This window comes from Streptomyces sannanensis, assembly GCF_039536205.1.
In the GTDB taxonomy this organism is placed as follows: domain Bacteria; phylum Actinomycetota; class Actinomycetes; order Streptomycetales; family Streptomycetaceae; genus Streptomyces; species Streptomyces sannanensis.
Window position 1 is genome coordinate 1,249,999 of sequence record NZ_BAAAYL010000001.1, and the last position, 19,144, is coordinate 1,269,142.

At 70.1% G+C, this 19,144-nt stretch carries 19 protein-coding genes; 3 read left to right on the top strand and 16 right to left on the bottom strand.

The window, feature by feature from the left end; genetic code table 11:
• Positions 1-115: 115 nt before the first annotated feature.
• Together ABD858_RS05695 and ABD858_RS05700 are read right to left on the bottom strand one after the other, a co-directional pair.
• The gene (locus ABD858_RS05695; RefSeq protein ID WP_345034996.1) at positions 116-787 is read right to left on the bottom strand and encodes a methionine ABC transporter permease; all 672 of its coding nucleotides are present in this window, start codon (positions 785-787) and stop codon (positions 116-118) included.
• The gene (locus tag ABD858_RS05700) at positions 784-1,836 is read right to left on the bottom strand and encodes a methionine ABC transporter ATP-binding protein (RefSeq protein WP_345034997.1); all 1,053 of its coding nucleotides are present in this window, start codon (positions 1,834-1,836) and stop codon (positions 784-786) included. Before ABD858_RS05700 ends, ABD858_RS05695 begins: the two co-directional genes overlap by 4 nt.
• A 928-nt stretch (positions 1,837-2,764) precedes the next feature.
• On the opposite strand from ABD858_RS05700, the gene ABD858_RS05705 reads away from it, so the two are divergent.
• Both ABD858_RS05705 and ABD858_RS05710 read left to right on the top strand, forming a co-directional pair.
• On the top strand, positions 2,765-3,124 hold the full coding sequence (locus tag ABD858_RS05705; protein ID WP_345034999.1) for a hypothetical protein: 360 nt from the start codon (positions 2,765-2,767) through the stop codon (positions 3,122-3,124).
• A 1-nt stretch (position 3,125) separates the two neighbouring features.
• Positions 3,126-3,548, top strand: coding sequence for a hypothetical protein (locus tag ABD858_RS05710; protein WP_345035000.1), 423 nt, complete (start codon positions 3,126-3,128; stop codon positions 3,546-3,548).
• Here ABD858_RS05710 and ABD858_RS05715 read toward each other — a convergent pair.
• The 3 genes from ABD858_RS05715 to ABD858_RS05725 form a co-directional block, all read right to left on the bottom strand.
• Positions 3,539-4,042 carry a GNAT family N-acetyltransferase gene (locus ABD858_RS05715; RefSeq protein WP_345035002.1) on the bottom strand — a complete coding sequence of 168 codons (504 nt, stop codon included), beginning with the start codon at positions 4,040-4,042 and terminating at the stop codon, positions 3,539-3,541. The genes ABD858_RS05710 and ABD858_RS05715 overlap by 10 nt on opposite strands.
• Before the next feature lie 36 nt (positions 4,043-4,078).
• Positions 4,079-4,615: a sigma-70 family RNA polymerase sigma factor gene (locus ABD858_RS05720; RefSeq protein ID WP_345044280.1), complete on the bottom strand. Its 537-nt coding sequence runs from the start codon at positions 4,613-4,615 to the stop codon at positions 4,079-4,081.
• 67 nt (positions 4,616-4,682) lie between these two features.
• Positions 4,683-5,834, bottom strand: a complete 1,152-nt coding sequence (locus tag ABD858_RS05725; RefSeq protein ID WP_345035003.1) for a glycerophosphodiester phosphodiesterase — start codon at positions 5,832-5,834, stop codon at positions 4,683-4,685.
• A 261-nt stretch (positions 5,835-6,095) separates the two neighbouring features.
• On the opposite strand from ABD858_RS05725, the gene ABD858_RS05730 reads away from it, so the two are divergent.
• Positions 6,096-6,725, top strand: a complete 630-nt coding sequence (locus ABD858_RS05730) for a lysophospholipid acyltransferase family protein (RefSeq protein ID WP_345044283.1) — start codon at positions 6,096-6,098, stop codon at positions 6,723-6,725.
• 147 nt (positions 6,726-6,872) lie between these two features.
• On the opposite strand, the gene ABD858_RS05735 is transcribed toward ABD858_RS05730, so the two are convergent.
• The 11 genes from ABD858_RS05735 to ABD858_RS05785 form a co-directional block, all read right to left on the bottom strand.
• Positions 6,873-8,417, bottom strand: coding sequence for an MFS transporter (locus ABD858_RS05735; RefSeq protein WP_345035004.1), 1,545 nt, complete (start codon positions 8,415-8,417; stop codon positions 6,873-6,875).
• 2 nt (positions 8,418-8,419) lie between these two features.
• Positions 8,420-8,965 (bottom strand): TetR/AcrR family transcriptional regulator, encoded by a 546-nt coding sequence (locus ABD858_RS05740; RefSeq protein ID WP_345035005.1) that lies wholly within the window; start codon positions 8,963-8,965, stop codon positions 8,420-8,422.
• Positions 8,966-9,019: 54 nt separating this feature from the next.
• Complete coding sequence (locus ABD858_RS05745) at positions 9,020-10,399, bottom strand: MFS transporter (RefSeq protein WP_345035006.1); 1,380 nt, start codon at positions 10,397-10,399, stop codon at positions 9,020-9,022.
• A 40-nt stretch (positions 10,400-10,439) separates the two neighbouring features.
• Complete coding sequence (locus ABD858_RS05750) at positions 10,440-11,639, bottom strand: cytochrome P450 (protein WP_345035008.1); 1,200 nt, start codon at positions 11,637-11,639, stop codon at positions 10,440-10,442.
• Positions 11,640-11,659: 20 nt separating this feature from the next.
• The gene (locus tag ABD858_RS05755) at positions 11,660-12,871 is read right to left on the bottom strand and encodes an acyl-CoA dehydrogenase family protein (protein ID WP_345035009.1); all 1,212 of its coding nucleotides are present in this window, start codon (positions 12,869-12,871) and stop codon (positions 11,660-11,662) included.
• Positions 12,868-13,299, bottom strand: a complete 432-nt coding sequence (locus tag ABD858_RS05760) for a hypothetical protein (RefSeq protein ID WP_345035011.1) — start codon at positions 13,297-13,299, stop codon at positions 12,868-12,870. The genes ABD858_RS05755 and ABD858_RS05760 overlap by 4 nt, the downstream gene beginning before the upstream one ends.
• On the bottom strand, positions 13,296-13,694 hold the full coding sequence (locus ABD858_RS05765; protein WP_345035012.1) for a hypothetical protein: 399 nt from the start codon (positions 13,692-13,694) through the stop codon (positions 13,296-13,298). The genes ABD858_RS05760 and ABD858_RS05765 overlap by 4 nt, the downstream gene beginning before the upstream one ends.
• A 23-nt stretch (positions 13,695-13,717) precedes the next feature.
• Complete coding sequence (locus tag ABD858_RS05770) at positions 13,718-15,217, bottom strand: type I 3-dehydroquinate dehydratase (RefSeq protein ID WP_345044285.1); 1,500 nt, start codon at positions 15,215-15,217, stop codon at positions 13,718-13,720.
• Positions 15,214-15,888 carry a nitroreductase gene (locus ABD858_RS05775; protein WP_345035013.1) on the bottom strand — a complete coding sequence of 225 codons (675 nt, stop codon included), beginning with the start codon at positions 15,886-15,888 and terminating at the stop codon, positions 15,214-15,216. The genes ABD858_RS05770 and ABD858_RS05775 overlap by 4 nt, the downstream gene beginning before the upstream one ends.
• A 7-nt stretch (positions 15,889-15,895) precedes the next feature.
• Entirely contained in the window at positions 15,896-17,353 is a 1,458-nt protein-coding gene (locus tag ABD858_RS05780) for an arsenate reductase/protein-tyrosine-phosphatase family protein (RefSeq protein ID WP_345035014.1), read from the bottom strand.
• 263 nt (positions 17,354-17,616) lie between these two features.
• Positions 17,617-19,062: an MFS transporter gene (locus ABD858_RS05785; protein WP_345035016.1), complete on the bottom strand. Its 1,446-nt coding sequence runs from the start codon at positions 19,060-19,062 to the stop codon at positions 17,617-17,619.
• Positions 19,063-19,144 lie beyond the last annotated feature (82 nt).

The window sequence follows — 19,144 nt, forward strand, 5'->3', positions numbered from 1 at the left end:
CGCATGCGGTGGGGGCACCTCCCAGCGACAGCGCTGGGGACATCGGCGACCGACGGCAACGCGGAGAGCTGCGGTACCGGACGTCGCGAGCCCGGCATGATCGGCCGGACAGGGCCTACGAGGCGGTACGCCCGCGGCGTGCCAGGAGCCGTACCGCGCCGTCACCGATGAGCTGGACCGCGGTGACGATCGCGATCAGGACGACGACGGTGACGAGCATGAACCCGGTCTCGAAGCGCTGGTAGCCGTAGGTGATGGCCTTGCTGCCGAGGCCCTCGCCGCCGACGGCGCCGGCCATCGCCGAGTAGCCGATGAGCACGATGACGGTGGTGGTCAGCCCGGAGATCAGCGAGGGCAGGGCCTGCGGCAGCAGCACCTTCCCGACGATGGTCGGGATACCGCCGCCCATGGCCTGGACGGCTTCGACCAGTCCGTGGTCGACCTCACGGATCGCCGTCTCGACCAGCCGCGCGAAGAACGGGATCGCGCCGATGGCGAGCGGCACGATCATGGCGGTCGGGCCGATGAAGGTGCCGACGATCAGCTTCGTAAAGGGAATGAGAGCGATGAGCAGGATGATGAACGGCAGCGAGCGTCCGATGTTGACGATGGTGCCGACGACCTTGTTCACCACGATGTTCTGCAGCAGTCCGCCCTTGTCGGTGAGGACCAGCAGAATGCCCAGCGGGAGTCCGCCGATGATGGCGACGACCGTGGACCACAGCACCATGTAGAGGGTGTCGATGGTTCCCTGGCTGAGCAGCGGCTGCATCTCCGACCAGCTCACTTGGCACCTTCCTTCACAAGCTGCGCCGGGATCGAGGTCGCGGCGTTCGGATCGACGACGTCGACCTGGAGTCCCTGTTCGCGCAGGAAGCCGATCGGTACGACGTTCTCCTCGAAGCGGCCGGGCAGTTCGATGCGCATCCGGCCGATCTGGCGTCCGCCGACCGTGTCCATCGCGGCGCCGAGGATCGAGATGTCGATGTTGTACGTACGGGCGAGCTGCGAGATCACCGGCTGGCCGGCCGCCGCACCGTGGAAGGTGATGTCGACGACCGTATGGTCCGGGGCGGACGCCGTGCCGCCGACCGGGAAGAGTTCATGCGCGAGCTCGGAGCCGGGGGTGGCGAGCAGCTCGCTCACCGTGCCGGACTCGACGATCTTCCCCTTCTTCATCAGCGCGGCCGAGTCGCAGATCGTCTTGACGACGTCCATCTCGTGGGTGATGAGCAGGACGGTCAGGCCGAGCTGCTGATTGAGGTCGCGCAGCAGCTGGAGGATGGAGCGGGTGGTCTCGGGGTCGAGCGCGGACGTCGCCTCGTCGGAGAGCAGCACCTTGGGGTCGCCGGCCAGGGCGCGGGCGATGCCGACGCGCTGCTTCTGGCCGCCGGAGAGCTGCTGCGGGTATGCCTTCGCCTTGTCGCCGAGGCCGACCAGGTCGAGGAGCTCCAGCGCCTTGCGGGTGCGCTCCTTGCCGGAGACGCCCAGGATCTCCAGAGGCAGCTCGACATTCGCCTGCACGGTTCGCGAGGACAGCAGGTTGAAGTGCTGGAAGACCATGCCGATACGGCTGCGGGCCTCGCGCAGCGCCTTGTTGGCGCGGCGGCCGTTCCCGGCCAGGGCGGTGAGGTCGACGCCGTCCACGGTCACCGTGCCGGCGGTGGGGCGCTCCAGGAGGTTGACACAGCGGATCAGGGAGGACTTGCCGGCGCCGCTCTGGCCGATGACGCCGTACACCTCGCCCTCACGGACGTGCAGGTCGACTCCGTCCAGGGCGGTGACCTCGCGGTCACGCGACTGATAGACCTTGGTGAGGCCGTTGGTGGTGATCACAGGATTTCCGTCACTGTCGAGTGCACGGCGCGGATTCCGCCGGGCACGGGGCATTCGTCTGGAAACGCGGCACGGCCGATTCGGTGGGTGACCGGAGGGCAACGTGTGCGCTGGGGGCAGGCCCGGTCCGGATCAGACGGACGCGGCCGGGCTCTCGGTCTCGCTTCGGGGCGCGAGGCGTGAATTCAGGGACCCTCAGATGGCGCACATTCGACACATGCGACGAGCACCGGGCGTCATGGTCGCCTCGGTCGCAGGGGTGCGGTTGCTCGTCGTGGTCATGGCCGCAAGTAAAGCAGAGAGGCCACGGAACGGAAGACGCCCGTCCGTATAGCGGACAGGCCGGGCCCGCCATGCGGACCCGACGGCGGCCGAGATCTTCTCAACCCACCCGGAGTGACCTGCAAGGACACGGCTCGCGGCCGCTGCGGGACGGGGGCGGCTGTGGCCAAGGCCACGGTCTCCGCTGGTGAATGCGGCGTCCGGTGTGTCCGTCCTCAAACTCCCCCAGCTACCCCTGGGGGTACACCCAGGGTCCGCCCAGGACTGGCTTGATCGGGGGCGGGCCGGATGGTCCGGTTGTGCCCACGGCACGACCGTGCAGCAGTCGAAGGGGGACGCGCAGGGGGTGCTGGCCGGGCCGTAGAACGTGATGTGTGACGCGCGAACGTGCCGGGCGACGTCACGGACTCCGAGAACGCGCGGCGTACGGAGGTCCGGGGCCCGCGGCGCAGCCGCTGATGTCACGCCCCGGAAAAACACAGCGTGCCCGGCCCGGACAGTACCCCCGGAGCGGCACCCGGCAACCGGCAGCACCCCCGGACCAGCGACCACCCCCGAGCCGCACCCGGCAACCGGCACCAACCCCCAGCACCGCACACCGGGGGCGCGCGCATCGGGATCATTGGGCCGTAATACGCTCGGGCGCATGCTTGACGCCCTGACGGTCGCAATCGGTGTGGCCGCGTTCGCTCTCGCCGCCTGGTGCGGTTTCGCCGCATACCGCGACCAGCCGACCAAGGACTGGCACTTCATCGGCATGGCCGTGGTGACGGTACTCGCCCTGGCCCAGCTGGTGACCGGCATCGTGCAGCTCGCGCGCGGCGAGAAGCCGGAGCAGGGCACGGCGATCTTCCTCGCGTATCTGATCGGCGCGTTCGCGACGATCCCGGCGGCCGGATTCCTGTCGCTGGCCGAGCGGACCCGCTGGGGTTCCGTGACGGTCTCGGCCGGCGCCGTGGTCCTGGCCGTGCTCGAAGTACGGCTCTACGACATCTGGGGAGGCTGATGTGACCGAGTCCGCCACCGAGCAGAAGGCCCCCGACCGGCTGGTCCAGGGGCCCGGTCTGCTGCTGCTCTGGCTCTACGGTGTGATGTCCGTCGGCGCGGTGTCGCGCTCCGTCTATCAGATCCTCACCGAGTTCGACCGGGCGCCGCTCGCCCACACGCTCTCCGCCGTCGCCGCCGTCGTGTACGGCTTCATCACGTACTCCCTCGTCCGCGGCGGCGAGAAGGCACGCCGGGCGGCGCTGATGTGCTGCGCCGCCGAACTGGTGGGCGTACTGACCGTCGGGACCTGGACGCTGGTGGAGCCGTCGGCGTTCCCGGATGCCACCGTCTGGTCCGACTACGGCATGGGCTATCTCTTCATTCCGGTGATCCTGCCGGTCACCGGAATGCTGTGGCTCCGGAAGGCCAGGCGTCAGGCCTGAGGCGCGTACGCCCCGGCGGGCGCTTCCTTCTCCAGCGTGACGATCGTCAGCCGAGGACCGGACTGCTCGGTGCCGACCTGGGCGTAGCCATGGCTGCGGTACAACCGCAGGTTGCCCTCGCTGCGATGGCCGGTGAAGAGCTGGAAGCGCTTGGCGGCGAAGCGCGTGGCGTAGTGCTCCTCGATCGCGTTGAGCAGCCGTCCGCCGAGGCCGTGCCGCTGCATCCGCGGGTGCACGATGAGCTTTCCGAGCCGGACCGTGCCGGCCTCGTCGACACTGCCGCGCACCGAGGCCACGACCTCCTCGCCGAGCCGTGCCACGAGCGCGTGGCCCGCGGCGAGTTCGGTACGCAGGGAGTCGAGGGTCTGGGTGAGCGGTTCGATGGAGTAGTCGCCGTAGAGCTCGGCCTCGCTCTGGTAGCAGAGATACTGCAGTTTCAGTATCTGCTCGGCGTCCTGGTCGTTCGCCGCAGAGATGGTCACGCTCATACCCATGTGCGCATGCCTCCCGCTCATCTGTCCGCCGGTTGTCTATCGCTCCTTTCCCCGAAGTCCAGGAGTCGCAACCTCCGCCGCGAGCATTCTGCGCAGACATCCCAGGCAGCGGGAACGCATTGGCCCCAGGCTGCCTTGTGAGATACCCAACTCTCCTGCGATTTCACGGTAGGTGAGATCGTCCGGGGACAACATCGCAGCCAGCAGCCGTGGACAGCGGCCGGGCGTCCTGCCCACCGCGGTGCGCAGCGCGCGCCGCCGCTCGGCGTTCAGCGCGGCCGGTTCGGGGCATGCCTCGGGGCCGGCGGCGGGCTCGGTGGCGTACAAGAGTTCACGGGCGGCCGTGCGCCGGGCGCGGCGGGACTCGGCGCGCACCGCGGACCGCACCCAGCGCGCGGCGTCGGCCGGCGGGTCCTCGCGCTCCAGTCGTTCCAACAGGCGCACCCAGACGGTCTGCTCGAGATCGCCGGGGTCGGCCGCGGCTGCCGCGGCCTCGGCAGCCGCCTCGGCGGCCACCAGTCGGTGCAGGGTGCCGACGACGTTCAGGGCAGGGGTGTTCACAAGCGACGTCATGCCCGGCTGGACGGGTGCGCGCGAGGGCAGGTTCCGGCCGGGCAGGACAGTCACCCGTACGAGGACATCAGCGCCGGAAGTCGGCGGCGGCCAGCAGACCCGTGTCCGGGTTGTCGGTGAATATGCCGTCGATTCCCTGCTCGAACCACAGCTTGAAGGCCGCGAACGCGTCGCCGTAGTCGGCGTCGGCGCCGCGGTCGAAGTCCGCGGGCAGCTGGGAGTTCTCGTTGCGCATCGTGTAGGGGTGGAGGATCAGCCCCTGCGCATGCGCGTCCCGCACCAGCGTGGTCGGCGTGAGCAGCTTCTTGTTCGCGTCCCTGGGAATGATCAGGTCCAGGGTGGGGCCGATGCCCTGGGCGAAGGAGGCGATCCACTGCAGGCCCTCGGGCTTGACGAGATCGGCGACCTTGCGCGGGTCACCCGCTTCCACGAAGTCCCACGGCCGCGAGTTCGCCCCGGAGAGCAGGACGACGCCCGGCGAGTCGACCAGCCGGGAGAGGCGCTGGATGCTGCTCGGCTCGAAGGACTGCAGGAAGACCGGGGAGTTCGCACGGTGCCGGCCGTAGCGGCGCAGCAGCTTGGCGAGCGGCTCCTCCAGCCCCAGGCCGAGCTTGCGGAAGTAGGAGGGGTGCTTGGTCTCGACGTGGAGCCATACGGGCCGGCCGCGCCTGCGCCCTTCCTCGTCCGCCCAGCGCAGCACCTCCTCGAAGGTGGGCACCGTCCACCGGCCGTTGTAGAGGGTGTTCTCCTGGCGGAGCTCGGGGAGGCGCTCCTTGGCACGCAGCGTCTTGAGCTCGGCGAGCGTGAAGTCCTCGGTGAACCAGCCGGTGGTGGCCGTCCCGTCCACCGTCTTGGTGGTGCGGCGGTCGGCGAACTCCGGATGATCGGCGACGTCGGTCGTGCCCGTGATGTCGTTCTCGTGACGGCAGACCAGATGCCCGTCCCTGGTGGGGACCAGGTCCTGCTCGATGACATGCGCGCCCATGTCGAGGGCCAGTTGGTAGGAGCCCAGCGTGTGCTCGGGCCGGTAGCCGCTGGCGCCCCGGTGGGCGATGATCGTCGGCACGGGCAGGCTGCGGTAACCGGCATGCGTGGAACCCCGGTCCTCACGCTCGTCGGCGTGGGCGGCCGTGGCGGGCAGTCCGAGTGCCGCCGTTCCGAGTACCGCCGCGCCCAGAACGGTCCGGCGCCCCGGGCTCTTCTGCGCATCCGATGTCATGAAAGCTCCTCGATGTGATGTCGAGCACCTGATCTCTGCGGAGGCCCGATCGTAGGCGTGCCACAGTGACGGCAGAGAGACCCGTGACGGAACACGGCCGAAACACACATCAACTCTGCGTATCGAATGCGTGAACCCGATGTGCGATCAGCGTTGAGCCGCGAGTATCGTCCTCACCTGCACAATCTTCGCCGGACACCCACGACACCGGAGGATGCGTTGTCCCGCTTCGCGCTCATCAAGGCAGTGCTCGGACCGATCATGCGCCTGATGTTCCGCCCTCGGGTGGAAGGCGCAGAGAACATCCCCGGTACCGGCCCCGTGATCCTGGCAGGCAATCACCTCACCTTCATCGACTCGATCGTTCTGCCGATCGTCTGCGACCGTCAGGTCGTCTTCATCGGCAAGGACGAGTACGTCACCGGCAAGGGTCCCAAGGGCCGGCTGATGGCCTGGTTCTTCACCGGCGTCGGCATGATCCCGGTGGACCGTGACGGCGCCAACGGCGGTGTCGCCGCGCTGATGACCGGCCGCCGGGTGCTGGAGGAGGGCCGGATGTTCGGTATCTACCCGGAGGGCACCCGCTCCCCCGACGGCCGTCTCTACCGCGGCCGTACCGGCATCGCCCGTCTCACCCTGATGACGGGTGCGCCGGTGGTGCCGTTCGCGATGATCGGCACGGACAAGCTCCAGCCGGGCGGCGCCGGCCTGCCGCGCCCGGGCCGGGTCACGGTCCGCTTCGGCAAGCCCATGGAGTTCTCCCGGTACGACGGCATGGACCGCGACCGCTATGTGCTGCGGGCGGTGACCGACTCGGTGATGACCGAGGTCATGCGCCTGTCCGGGCAGGAGTACGTCGACATGTACGCCACGAAGGCGAAGGCCGCCTGAGCGACCGTCCGCCGACCGGCGCAGACGGACGGAACCGCCCCTGGCAGGGGCGGTTCCGTGCGTCATTTCCCGGTCACATCAGTTGAATACGAGGGCCCACCAGTACCGACCCCGGTTCCCTGTTCAGTGCGTCAGTACGACACTGCATCAGTGCTCAACGCCCTCCTCGAGCTTCTGGCCGCGCAGCAGGAACCAGGCCGCGACCGCCGTCGCCAGCAGCACCACCGCGCCCACGCCCGACGCGAGCCGCAGACCCTCGACGAACGCCTCCTGTGCCGCGCCCACGAGCTCCGCGCCGCTCCGCGCGGGCAGCGTGGCGGCGGCCTCGAACGCGCCGCCCAATGATTCGTGCGCGGCGGCCGACGCATCGGCCGGTATGCCCGCCGGGGTCGCGAAGTCGCGGTAGACACCGGTGACGACGGAGCCGAGCAGGGCGATGCCGAGCGCCGCACCGAGTTCGTACGCCGTCTCCGAGACCGCGGAGGCCGCGCCGGCCTGCTCCTTGGGCACGCTGGACAGGATGATGTCCGCGGTGACGGTGAAGGAGAAGCCCGCCCCGATACCGACGACCAGCAGGATCGTGCCGAGCACCGGGTACGCGGTGGACTGGCCGATCATGGTCAGCGCGGCGAGTGCCACACCGACCGCCGCGAGTCCGCCGGCGACCACGGCGCGTACGGAGTAGCGGCGTGCGGCCGTACCGGCGATCAGACCCGTCGCCGCCGCGCCGACAGCGGCGGGCAGTTCGGCGAGTCCCGCCTCGAGCGGCGCCCTGCCCTGGACCAGTTGCAGGAACTGGGACAGGAAGAAGACCAGGCCGGACAGACCCAGGATGGTCAGCAGATCCGCCAGCACCGCGGCGGAGAGGCCGCGGTGCCGGAACAGCCTCATGTCCAGCAGCGGCGTGGGCAGGGTCAGCTGCCTGCGTACAAAGCCGTAGAGCGCGGCCGCACCGGTCAGTGCCGTGGCCGCGGCCACCGTGCTCGGCCCGTGTGTCGCCGTCTCCTTGACGGCGTAGACGACACCGATCATTCCGATGAGGGACAACAGGACGCTGATCAGATCCCACGGTCCGCGCCGGGGGTTCCTGGACTCGGGGATCAGCTTGGCGCCCACGACGACCAGAACGGCCATCACCGGCAGGTTGATCAGGAAGACCGAGCCCCACCAGAAGTGCTCCAGCAGGAAGCCGCCGACCATCGGACCCACGGCCGCGCCCGCGGACGCCATGGCGCCCCAGATGCCGATGGCGAGACTGCGCTCCTTCGAGTCGTGGAAGATATTGCGGATCAGCGCCAGGGTGGACGGCATCAGCGTCGCGCCGGCGACGCCGAGCAGCGCCCGGGCGAGGATCATCATCTCGGGGCTGGTGGCGTACGCGTTGAGGACGGACACCGCGCCGAACGCGACGGCGCCGGTGAGCAACAGCTTCTTGCGGCCGATGCGGTCACCGAGGCTGCCCATGGAGACGAGCAGGCCTGCGATGACGAACGAGTAGACGTCACCGATCCAGAGGAGCTGGGTGCCGGACGGCTTCAGGTCCTCGCTGAGGAAGGGGGTCGCGAGGCCGAGTACGGTGGCGTCGACAGCCACCAGAAGTACGGCCAGGACGAGTACGACAAGTGCCGGCCAGCGGCCCGGCCGGTACACGGTGGTGTCCGCCCCGGTCGTGCGCTGGGCGGTACTGGTCATTTCTACACGCTCCGTCGTGCTCCGCCGAGCAGCAGCTCGGCGATCATGTATGTGAAGTCCTTCTTGGCCACCCGACCGTCCATCACGGCCCAGGCACAGCTGCCGATGAGCCCGTACAGGGCCTCGGTCAGCCAGCCCGGCGAGAGGTCGATCCGGAACTCGCCCTGCTCCTGACCGCGCCGGAACAGCGCCGACACGCGGGCGTCCAGCCGGGCCCAGCCCTCGTTGATCTCGTCGCCCTCGAACAGCTGGTTCTCGGTGACGAGGAACGCGAGCAGCTCGGCGCCCGGCTCCATCTCGGCGATCAGCCGCCGCAGTGCGTCGTCCGCCGGGCCTTCGTCGAGCCGGGCCCGGTCGAGGGCCGCCTCGCACTCCTCGATGCCCAGGTCCTCGAGCGCCTTGACCAGCGCATCCCGCCCGGCGAAGTGCCGGTGCAGCGTCGCGCGGCCGATGCCGGCGGCTCTGGCGACCTCGTCCATGGTGGCGGTCGACTTGCGGGCGAGGAGGGCTGCAGCGGTGCGCAGCACCTGTTCACGATCCATGGCCATGAGACGAGCATACATCAAATGAGACTTAAATGTCTCATATGAAATGGCGATGCCTCACTCAGGAATCGAAGAAGGTGACTCTTCCGGTGTGCCGGAACGGTCGTCCCGGCCACGCAGGTCACCGGCTGTCTCCAGCGTCGTCCCACGGGTCTCCGGCAGCCGGACGAGGAAGACGACCGCGGCCGTGGCCTCCAGGGCGACGATGTAGTAGGCCAGCAGCAGAGGACGGTCGTGGGCGATGCTCCAGGTGGCGATGAGGGGCGCGCTGCCGCCGAAGACGGTGACGGCGAGGTTGTACGCGACGCCGACGCCCGAGGTCCGGATGCCGGTGGGGAACAGCTCGCAGAACACCGCGGCGGCGTTTCCGTAGGTGAGTGCCAGCAGCACGTTGCCGACCACCGCGACCAGCAGGTAGCCGGCCGGACTCGGATGCTGCAGCAGGCGCAGCATGGGGTACGCGAGGACGGCGAAGCCCAGGGCCTCGGCGATGATGAGAGGCCGTCGGCCGGTCTTCCGGTCCGAGACCGCACCGACCAGCGGCAGTACGAGCACGAAGGCCGCCAGCGCGACGGCGTTCAGGGCCAGACCGGTCTTGAGCGGGAAACCGGAGACCAGGTTCGCGTAGGTGGGCAGGAAGACCTGCCAGGTGAAGAACGTGACCTGGCTGAACTGAATCACGATCACCAGGAGCAGGCTTCGCCGGTGCAGTGTGAGGGCTGTCCACAGCGGCCTGCGCTCGACCCGGCCCGAGGCCTGCAGCCCGGTGAAGAGCGGACTTTCCGGTACGGCCTGTCGCAGGTGGACACCGTAGAGGCAGAGGACCGCGCCGATCAGGAACGGCACCCGCCACCCCCAGTCGGCCAGCATCTGCTTGGGGAGCACGGTGGTGAGCACCGTCGAGACCAGTGTGGCGGCCAGGATGCCGAGACCGGCGGTCATGTACTGGGCGGCGCCGGCCGAGGCCCGGCGATCGGGCGGGGCGTGTTCGACGATGAACGCGGAGGCGGCCTGGAACTCGCCGGAGTTGGAGACGTTCTGAGTGGCGCGGCCGAGCACCAGGCAGACCGGCGCCAGCGCCCCGATGGTGCGGTAGGAGGGCGACAGACCGATGAGCAGCAGGCCCGATCCCATGATGAACAGGCTGAGCGAGAGCAGTTTGCGACGGCCGTGCCGATCCCCGTAGGGCGACAACAGCATCGCGGCGACGGGGCGCACCACGAAGGCGACGCCCACCACGAGCCCGTAGGTGTAGAGCAGCGCGAACGCCTTGTTGCTGGTGGGGAAGAACTGCTGGGCGAAGACCGGGGCGAGCAGGGAGTAGATCGTCGCGTCGTAGTACTCGATGAGGTTGCCGATCGCCCCCGCCCGGATCGCCTTGCGGGAGCGGGGGGACGCGGTGGAGAGGTCCTGCGGGGGCGTGAAGGGCGCGGACAATACGGCTCCAGGGGTGCGGGGGCGTCAGGCCGCGCGCGGTTCACCAGGCGACGGGCAGCGCAGCCATTCCGTGCAGGCGTGGTGCGTCCTTCCAGACGACGTCCGGCTCGGCCGCGGCGAGCCGTAGCTCCGGAAAGCGGGAGAGCAGGGAGGAGAGAGCGACCTGGAACTCGGTCCTGACCAGGTGACGCGCCAGGCAGCGGTGGATCCCGGCCCCGAAGGCGAGGTGGGGGTTCTCGGGGCGCCCCAGATCGAGACGGTCGGGATCGGCGAAGACGGCGGGGTCCCGGTTGGCGGCGTTGACCGAGACCACCACGGGATCACCGGCGCGCATGGTCACCCCGGACAGGGTGATGTCCTCCGTGGCGATGCGCAGGTGACCGTCCTTCTGCACCAGATGCCAGCGCAGCATCTCCTCCGCCGCCACGGGCACCGATTCCGGGTGACGCCGAAGCCGTGCCCACTGGCCGGGGTGGCGCAGCAGGTTCTCCACGGCGGCGGTGACCAGGGAGGTCTGTGTGGTGTGGCCGATGAAGACGATGGCGATGCCGAGCCCGATCAGCTCCGGCTCGCTCAGTGCGCCCTGCTCGTCGCGGGCTTCGACCAGGGCACTGAGCAGGTCGTCGCCCGGCGAAGCCCGGCGCTCGTCCATCGCCCGGGCGATGTAGTCCCGCATCTGCCGCTGAGCCTCGACGATCTCGTCAGCAGGCCCTGCGCCGGTGGCCGTGGCGATCAGCGCCAGGATGGGGTCGACGTCCTCCTCCGGCAGCCCCATCGCGGCGCACATCACCAGGTGCGGCAGCGGCGCGGTGACAGCGGACACCAGGTCGGCGGGGGCGCCCGCCTTGGCCATCTCGTCCAGCAGCCGGTCCACCACCTGCTGGACGAGCGGCCTCAGCCGCTCGACCTGGTGCGCGCTGAAGGCCAGGGCCACGAGCTTGCGCAGCCGGGCGTGGTCGGGCGGATCGCTGTGCCTCATATGGACGACGTCCGGCGGCTTCGACGGTACGGAGGTCAGGCTCGGCAGGCCGGGCATGTCCGTGCCGGCCGAACTGAACCGCTGGTCGCTGAGGACCTGCCGGACGTCCTGGTGCCTCGTCACCAGCCAGGCGTGGTGTCCGCTGGGCAGCACGACGCGGGAGACCGGCTCCTCCTGCCGCAGCCGGGCGAGCTGGGAGTACAGCTCGGGCGGGTCGGTGAAGGGGAACGGGAAGGGGCTCGCGGCGTGGTCGTCTGCCATCTCGTGGATCCCTTTCGGGTTCAGGGCTTGTGGAACGACGGGTCGTGTGCGAGGCCCAGCGCCGCCCGGCCCACGGAGGCCAGGATGTGGTCGTCGTTGTCGTGCCGCTGGTAGAAGGTCAGGTCGCGCAGGATGCGTTCCACCGGTGCGGGCCGGACCAGGCTGCGGGCGCCGCAGGCGCGGATGCAGTGGTGCAGGGTCTCCTCGGCCAGATGCTCGATCACATGCCGGGCCCGGCTGCCGGCGATCCGGGCCTCGCCGATCCGTCCCTCGTCCCACAGGGCGGCCACATGACGCAGCCACAGCCGGGCGGTGTCGACGTTGACCGCCATGCTCCCGACCCGCTGCTGGACATGCGGGTCACCGGTCTTGCCCTGGTGCTCCAGATACCCGAGGGCGTACCGGTAGGCGGCCTCGGCAGCCCCCAGGAAGCTGGCGGCGTAGTGCGGGACGAAGGCACTCTGCCAGTGACCGGCGAGATAGCTGCCGGGCTCGCCGATGAGCTGGTCGTGGGGGATGAAGGTGTCGTCGAAGCGCACGACATGGCTTGCGGTGCCGCGCATCCCGACCGGATCCCACCAGGAGGTGTCCACGCTCAGGCTGGGATCCGTCAGATCACAGGCCAGCATGAGCAGCCCGTCGGCGGCCCCCGAGGCGGAGTGCCGGGCGCCGCCGGGGCCGGCCGGGTCGACGAGCAGGATCGCCCAGCGGGCCCCGGTGGCGCTGGTGGCGAAGGCCTTGGTGCCGTTGAGGATCCAGCCGCCTTCGGCCGCTGCCACCGTGGTGCCGAACGTGCGGACCTCGCCGGGCTTGGGGGCCTGGGGCTCGCCGCTCCAGGCCACCCAGATCTCCCCGCGCTCGACGACGCCTTCGAACCAGCGCCGCTGCTGCTGCTCGTTGCCGAGGGCGTCGATCAGCACCAGTGAGTTGGCGTGGCCTTCCCAGCAGCGGGCCAGCGACAGATCGGCCTCGGCCAGGCGTGTGGTCATCTCCCACAGCGGCAGTGTGTTGCGCTGCTGCGGGCCGAAGCCGAGGCCGCCGTACGGCCGGGGCACCGCCGCGCCCAGCAGACCTGCGGCGAACAGGTCGTCGAAGTCCTCGGTGGGGAAGGCGGCCGAGCGGTCATAGCCGTCGGCCCGGCCGGCGAAGACATCGTGGGCCAGGACGTCGGTCTTCTGAAGGGCTGTCGGTTCGCCGGCGACGGTACGGCCGGACGCGAGGTTGGTGATCATGCCTTCGGCGGTCCTTCGGGACGGTAGAAGTGGTTGCGGTACGTCGCGTTGGCCTCCGGATCCTCCGGGTGGGAGGTGTAGACGTCGATCACCAGCAGGCCCCGGTTCAGGTAGCCGCAGAGGAAGACCTCCCGGGAGCGTGTGCCCGGGAGGCGCGTGCCCGCCGTGAAGAAGCCGAAGATCTCGTCGCTGTCGGCCGAGCGTGCCAGTGGAGTGGCCTCGATGGGGGACCACTCCCCTTGCCCCTCCTCGGCGTGGGTGAACCGCAGCCACAGCCGTCCCCCCTCGAGCTCTGCCTCCGCCACGGCGATGCCGGTCGCGGGCTCGAAGTTGACCCACCGTCCGGTGATCGGCAGGACGTCGAAGGTCACCGGCGCCTGTGCCGCGCCGAACCTGTCCCGTTCGCGGCTGATACCGGGTGCTGTCATGACTGCCCCCCGATCCGGTGGAAGAACTCACGGGTCAGGTAGTCGGCGCGCCCACTGCCGTCCCGGAAGGCGGTGGAGACGACGGTGGCCAGAATCCCGAACTTGTGGGTACCGGCGATCACCGTGCGCAGGAAGCCGAGGTCGAACTCCGCCGTGAACGCCGGACCGACCCTGGGGTCGGCGCCCGCCCCGAACAGGACGGCGGGCACCTCGCCCCAGTCGCGTTCGTCGGGGCTGCCCGTACCGAAGGCCCGTACCCGGAGTCCGCCGTCGTGCTCGGTCACGGCGATGCGCAGGATGCCTCCGGACGCTCCGTGGTCGGTATTGAGCCAGGTGCCGACCAGTGGCTTCGGGTCGAGCTCCGATGATGTGGCGATCTTGGGATGTCCCGTCATCACGCCTCCCTGGGGTGGTGGGATCAGATCGGTTCGGCGGGGCAGAGCGTGCTGTCGTGCCCCGAGGCGGCCCGGATCAGGGTGCGGGCCGTGCCCGCGGGCATCTCGTACCCGGTCAGCAGCCTGAACTGCTCGTGTACCTCTATGAGCAGCACCTCCCGTCCGTCGATGGCGGGCAGCCCGCGGGCGCGGGCCGCGGCCATCAGCTCGGTGGGCTTCTCCCCGTATACCAGTTCCAGCACGGCGGTCCCCGGGTCGGCGGCGGCGACCGGGAACGGGGGGTGGTCGGCCAGCGGAGTGGCATGCACCAGCAGGGAGTGCCCCCGCACGGAGAATCGGGAGAGCGGCACGAAGGACAGGCCCGTCATCCTGGCCGCCCGCAGGCCACGGTCCGGGCTGCGATTCACCAGCGTCACCCGGGCACCGGCCTGACGCAGCGCCAGGGCGACGGCCCTGCCGGCGCCCCCGCAGCCCACGACGGCCGCGCTGCGCCCGGCCGGGTCGAGCCCGGCCGCGGCCAGGGCGCCCAGCACGCCCGCGATGTCCGTGGTGTCGGCCCGCCAGCGGCCGTCCGCCGTATACAGCACGTTCGCCGCCCCGGCTTCGTGTGCGGCCGGGGACGCCTCGTCGGCCAGGGCCAGGGCGTCCTCCTTGTGCGGGGCGATCACCGTCAGTCCGCGCAGCGGCAGACCTGCCCGCACCCCGAGCGCCTGTGTCGTCCGCAGCAGGCGGGGCACCGAGTCGGTCGGGAACGGCAGGTAGAGCGCGCGCAACCCCAGCTTGCGCAGCGCAGTGTTGTGCAGCCGGGGAGAGAGCGAGCGGCCGGGGGACACTCCGGCGATGCCGTAGAGGCAGTCCAGCTCCGGCAGCGCGGGCAGACCGTAGTCCATGACGAGCTGACGCAGGCTCGGCATTCCGGCCGGTCCGGACTCGCCGACGCGGCCGAACATCACGGGTGCTCCCAGCCAGGGGGCCAGGACGCGGGTCCAGATCCCGGCCGGGCCGGAGCCGAAAGCTGTCACATCGGAGCGTCCGAGAGCGCTGAGCATCAGCGGTGCCGATACGCCTGCCGCCCTACCGGGGGCCGGCTCGAGCAGATACAGCGCCGCCGGAACCTGCGCCATCGAGCCGAAGACCCGGCGCAGCCCGTCGGGATCGGTCTCCGGGCCGTGCCACGAGATGCGCCGCTGCTCCGGCGGGACGCCGGCCAGTACGTCCGGCGTCAGGTCATGGGGCCACTCGAGGTCGACCAGGTCGTAACTCCCGGCGGCGCGTACCAGCCTGACGGACCGCTCCGCCGTCCGGACGTGCTGACGGCCGCCGTGCCGACGGGTGCGCAGGCAGTAGGTCAACGACCCGGTGAAGTGCCTCCGCAGCCGGTGCGGGTCCGGATCACCGAGCAGGTCGGCGCGGACCTCCAGGCCGTCGGCGATCGGATCGATACCGCTCAGCCGGTCACTGCCGAGGTCGTCCGGAGAGGACAGGACGGCCACCAGCTCCGCCCGCCGCCCGCCTGGTCTCATGTGTGCCACTGGGTGTACTCCTCCAGGCGGGCCCTCGGCGGAACGAAGCGATTGACGGGGGCGGCCTCGTCCGGATATCCGGCAGAGACGGTGCAGGCGATCAGGCGGTCCTCGGGGATCCCGAGCTCCTTGCGCAGGATGTCGGCGTAGCGCGCGACGCTGAACTGCGGGCAGCTGCCGAGGCCCCGGGCGACCAGGCCCAGCATCATGTTCTGCAGAAAGCAGCCCAGCTCCAGGAAGGTGCCCGGTACGGCGTTGGCCGGCAGGTGGCAGACCAACGCGACGGGTGCGCCGTAGAAGCCGAGGTTGTCGCGCAGATGGGCACGCCGTGCCAGGTCGTCCGCGACGGCGACGCCCTTGGCGCGCAGCACGCCCGTTCCGGCCGACCGGGCCCGTCGCTCGGCCGCCGGGTCGAGCGCGGGCGGGCGGTTGCGGTAGTCCGGCGACACGGGCTCGCCCCGGTCGAACGCCTCCCGCAGCCTGCGCACCAATGCCTCCAGACTTCGGCCGGTCACAACCGTGACCTGCCACAGCTGTGTGTTGCGGTTGGACGGTGCATGGCCGGCTGCCCGCAGTACGTCGGCCAGTAGACCGTGCGGGACGGCGTTGTCCAGGAAGGCGCGCTTGCAGTGGCGGTCCATGATCACTTGCAGGGAGTCATCCCCCGTCATCGGAGCCTCACCCGCTGTCCGGTGCGAGCGCGCTCAGGGCCGTTTGCTCGTGCAGGAGGGTGCGGACGGACTGCTGGATGTGCTGCGCGCATGCCCGGTGGACCTCGGCCGACCGGCCCGCGGGATCGGGTATGTCCCTGGCCGGGTCCAGGCAGAACACCCGTCCGCCGACCTCCGGCACCAGGGCGATCACCTGGTCGCGCTGGGCGCCGGTCATGCAGTAGATCGCCGTGCTCCTCCTGCAGAGGCCCGGGGTGACGGGGCGGGCCCGGTGGGTACGGGCCGCCGCACGGTGGTAGCCCAGTTCGGCGAGGGACGTGCGGGCGGCCCGGGTCATCGCCGCTCCGGGCCGGGTGACCGCGACACCGCCGCTGGCGACGCGCAGCCGGGGCGTACTCCACCTCGTTCGCGCCTGGGCCAGTTCGGACCGGGCGATGCTCTCGGCCATGGCCGAGCGAGAGGTGTTGCCACCGCAGACGAAAAGCAGGAGCCGGCGGCGCCCTGCCCGGCTGAGCGTCGGGAACGACAGCGCCGCCACCGCGCAGACCACGAAGCTCAGTGCGGTCAGTTGCGCGGCCCCCGGGGCGGCGAGTCCGGCCAGCCACGCCAGGGCGAAGGAGGCGGCCAGACCGGAGAGCAGGCTGGCACAGCGGTTCGCCGGGACGCACCAGCTGTACTCACGACGATCGAGGTAGATCAGGGTGCCGAAGACGAAGAGCACCTCGTAGGCCACTCCGATCGCCGCCGCGGCCGCCGCTTCGGGCGTTCCGAGGAAGGTGGTGAAGCCCGCACGCAGCTGGGGATGGCCGGCCAGGGCCGCCACGGCCAGGAGCAGCACTTGGCATACCGGGGCGGCGGCATGCTCCTCGACGAAGTAGCGCCGGTCGGTCTCCCTGTTCCCGGTCTTGGCCACCCGGCTCATGATCTCGAAACGGCCCAGATACCCGGCCAGGTAGACGGCGACACTCAGCGCCGCGCCGATCGTGAGGTGATAGGTCGTCACATCGGCGAGGGTCACCGCCACCGCTACCAGGCTGAATCCGACGGCCACCCAGGACGAGGCCCGGACACGACGGCGCCGGGTCGCGTCGACCACGGGAGAGAGGATCAGTACGCCACCGCGCATCAGCAGAAGCATGAAAAGGATGGAGACGCCGGCGAAGGTGAAGTTGAGTGTGGTGGTGGCGATGATGAGGGCCGTGAAGAACCCGGCGGCCCACATGTGCTGTGCCGGGAAGCGCATATAACGGCCGAGCACTTCGCGCCGCCCTGCGTATCGCCGCCACCAACCGGAGAGGCCAAGGAAGACGGGCATCACGAGGAGTTGGCCGATGGCGGCGGCCGGCAGCAGGACGAGTCCGCTGTCAGGCGCGTCGGTCCCCGGCAGAACTCCGCTGGAGAGCGCCTTCACCAGCATTGTGTAGGGGATGTAGGAGAGAAAGTAACCGAGCGCGAGCCATCCCATGCCGCCCCACCCCTGCCCACGTCACCGTGCGAATGAACCCGTCAGCCGGGATCTTGAATTCACGTCGGAAAGGAGAGATTTCCGGTCGGCCGATCAGCACGCCGGAATTCTCTCAGTGTGCACGTGGCCCGGGGAACCGACAAGGGGCGCCCGGTCGCACAGAACGCCGGTTTCCGGTCATTCCTCCAGGGCCTTGCACAGCCGTGCGGTTCACTTGTTGGAGCGCATGTTCTCGATGCAACTGGAGGGATCGCAGCGGCATTTCACCCGGGCAATTGCGAACCCTCCGCCCGGCGCCTCTCGGCAAGGACCCGGCCCAGCAGCCCGAGCAGCACGGCGGTGCAACTGATCGCGCTCACACTGAAAACGGCGACATACCCCTCCTCCGTCGGGAAACCGTCGGAGGACGCGTAGGCGTCGAGGATCGCGCCGGTCGCGGCGCTGCCGATCGCGCTGCCCGCGACCCGCAGGACATGGTTGAAGCTGGTCGCAGTGCCGAGATCGTCGCCCGGGACCGCGGTATGGATGAGGGTGGGCACGACGGCCCAGATGATGCTGCTGCCCACGCCGAACGCCAGCATGGCGAGAAGCAGATGCCACAGCCGGTCGTGGTGGACGACGAGCCCGGCATTGGCGCCGGCCACCAGGGCTCCTCCCAGGGGCAGCATCCCGTGGTGTCCCATCCGCGCGGTGAGCCGGCGTGTCAGCCGGCCGGCCAGCTGGCTTCCGGCCGACAGCGGGAGCATCACACACCCCGCGGTGAAGACCGAGAGGCCGAGCCCGTAACCCGAACCCGGGGGCACCTGGGCGAGCATGCCGATCGCGGAGTAGCCGACGAACGTCGTGGCGCCCAGCACGACGGCTGTGATATTGGCCAGCAGTACATCGGGGAGCAGCAGCAGGTCGGGGCGGATCAGCGGCTGGGCGGCACGCCGCTCCCACCACGCCCATGCCGGGATCAGCGCAGCGGACCCGGCCAGCGGGCCCAGCGCGGCCACGGAGGTCCAGCCCCACGAGGAGCCCTTGCTCACCACGAGGAGCAGACACGCCAGTCCGGCCGTGAGAAGAACGGCACCGACCGGGTCGGCGCGCTTGAACCCGGACGGCGCGCCCGCGTCCGCGCCCCGGTCGGCGGCCGGACCCTTGTCCGGGGGCAGGATCAGCAGGACTCCTGCGACGGCCGGCGCGACGAAGGCCACGGCGAACCAGAACGCCCAGTGGTAGTCGAGGCAGTCGGCGATCAGACCGGTCAGCGGATAGCTGATCCCGGAGCCGGTGGCCGCGGCCACCGTGAGCACGACGATACCCTCCGGCACCCTGGCCGGGGCCAGATGGCGGTGCGCCAGGGCGATCGTCATCGGGAGCATCCCACAGGCCGGGCCCTGCAGCGCCCGGCCGATCAGCAGCTGCGGAAGGCCACCGGCCATCGCCGCGAGAACGGAACCCGAGACCACGAGAACGAGCGCCGCCAACAACGCCCGCCTACTGCGGCAGCCGTCCGCCAGCCGGCCCAGGACCGGTGTGGTCACCACCCCGGCCAGCAGGTTCACGGTCAGCACCCACTGGGCTGTACTCACCGGTACGTGATGGGTCCTGGCGATGGAGGGAACCAGCAGCCCCCCGAGCGAACTGATCACGGTGTTGGACAGTCCGCAATAGACCAGCAACAGCAATACGGCATTGGGCCGTTTCAGCACCCTGCCACCCATGTCCACCGCCTGTGCCGCCTGTCACGCCGATCACTCAGCGATCTGGCTCACGGACGGCGGCTCGAACCCCGTATTCACCCCC

What these genes read in the sequence shown, in the direction of transcription:
- ABD858_RS05705 (WP_345034999.1), top strand. Translation starts at nt 2,765, where the DNA reads ATGCTTGACGCCCTGACGGTCGCAATCGGTGTGGCCGCGTTCGCTCTC.
- ABD858_RS05715 (WP_345035002.1), bottom strand. Translation starts at nt 4,042, where the DNA reads ATGGGTATGAGCGTGACCATCTCTGCGGCGAACGACCAGGACGCCGAG.
- ABD858_RS05720 (WP_345044280.1), bottom strand. Translation starts at nt 4,615, where the DNA reads ATGACGTCGCTTGTGAACACCCCTGCCCTGAACGTCGTCGGCACCCTG.
- ABD858_RS05725 (WP_345035003.1), bottom strand. Translation starts at nt 5,834, where the DNA reads ATGACATCGGATGCGCAGAAGAGCCCGGGGCGCCGGACCGTTCTGGGC.
- ABD858_RS05730 (WP_345044283.1), top strand. Translation starts at nt 6,096, where the DNA reads ATGCGCCTGATGTTCCGCCCTCGGGTGGAAGGCGCAGAGAACATCCCC.
- ABD858_RS05735 (WP_345035004.1), bottom strand. Translation starts at nt 8,417, where the DNA reads ATGACCAGTACCGCCCAGCGCACGACCGGGGCGGACACCACCGTGTAC.
- ABD858_RS05740 (WP_345035005.1), bottom strand. Translation starts at nt 8,965, where the DNA reads ATGGCCATGGATCGTGAACAGGTGCTGCGCACCGCTGCAGCCCTCCTC.
- ABD858_RS05750 (WP_345035008.1), bottom strand. Translation starts at nt 11,639, where the DNA reads ATGGCAGACGACCACGCCGCGAGCCCCTTCCCGTTCCCCTTCACCGAC.
- ABD858_RS05755 (WP_345035009.1), bottom strand. Translation starts at nt 12,871, where the DNA reads ATGATCACCAACCTCGCGTCCGGCCGTACCGTCGCCGGCGAACCGACA.
- ABD858_RS05760 (WP_345035011.1), bottom strand. Translation starts at nt 13,299, where the DNA reads ATGACAGCACCCGGTATCAGCCGCGAACGGGACAGGTTCGGCGCGGCA.
- ABD858_RS05765 (WP_345035012.1), bottom strand. Translation starts at nt 13,694, where the DNA reads ATGACGGGACATCCCAAGATCGCCACATCATCGGAGCTCGACCCGAAG.
- ABD858_RS05770 (WP_345044285.1), bottom strand. Translation starts at nt 15,217, where the DNA reads ATGAGACCAGGCGGGCGGCGGGCGGAGCTGGTGGCCGTCCTGTCCTCT.
- ABD858_RS05775 (WP_345035013.1), bottom strand. Translation starts at nt 15,888, where the DNA reads ATGACGGGGGATGACTCCCTGCAAGTGATCATGGACCGCCACTGCAAG.
- ABD858_RS05780 (WP_345035014.1), bottom strand. Translation starts at nt 17,353, where the DNA reads ATGGGATGGCTCGCGCTCGGTTACTTTCTCTCCTACATCCCCTACACA.
- ABD858_RS05785 (WP_345035016.1), bottom strand. Translation starts at nt 19,062, where the DNA reads ATGGGTGGCAGGGTGCTGAAACGGCCCAATGCCGTATTGCTGTTGCTG.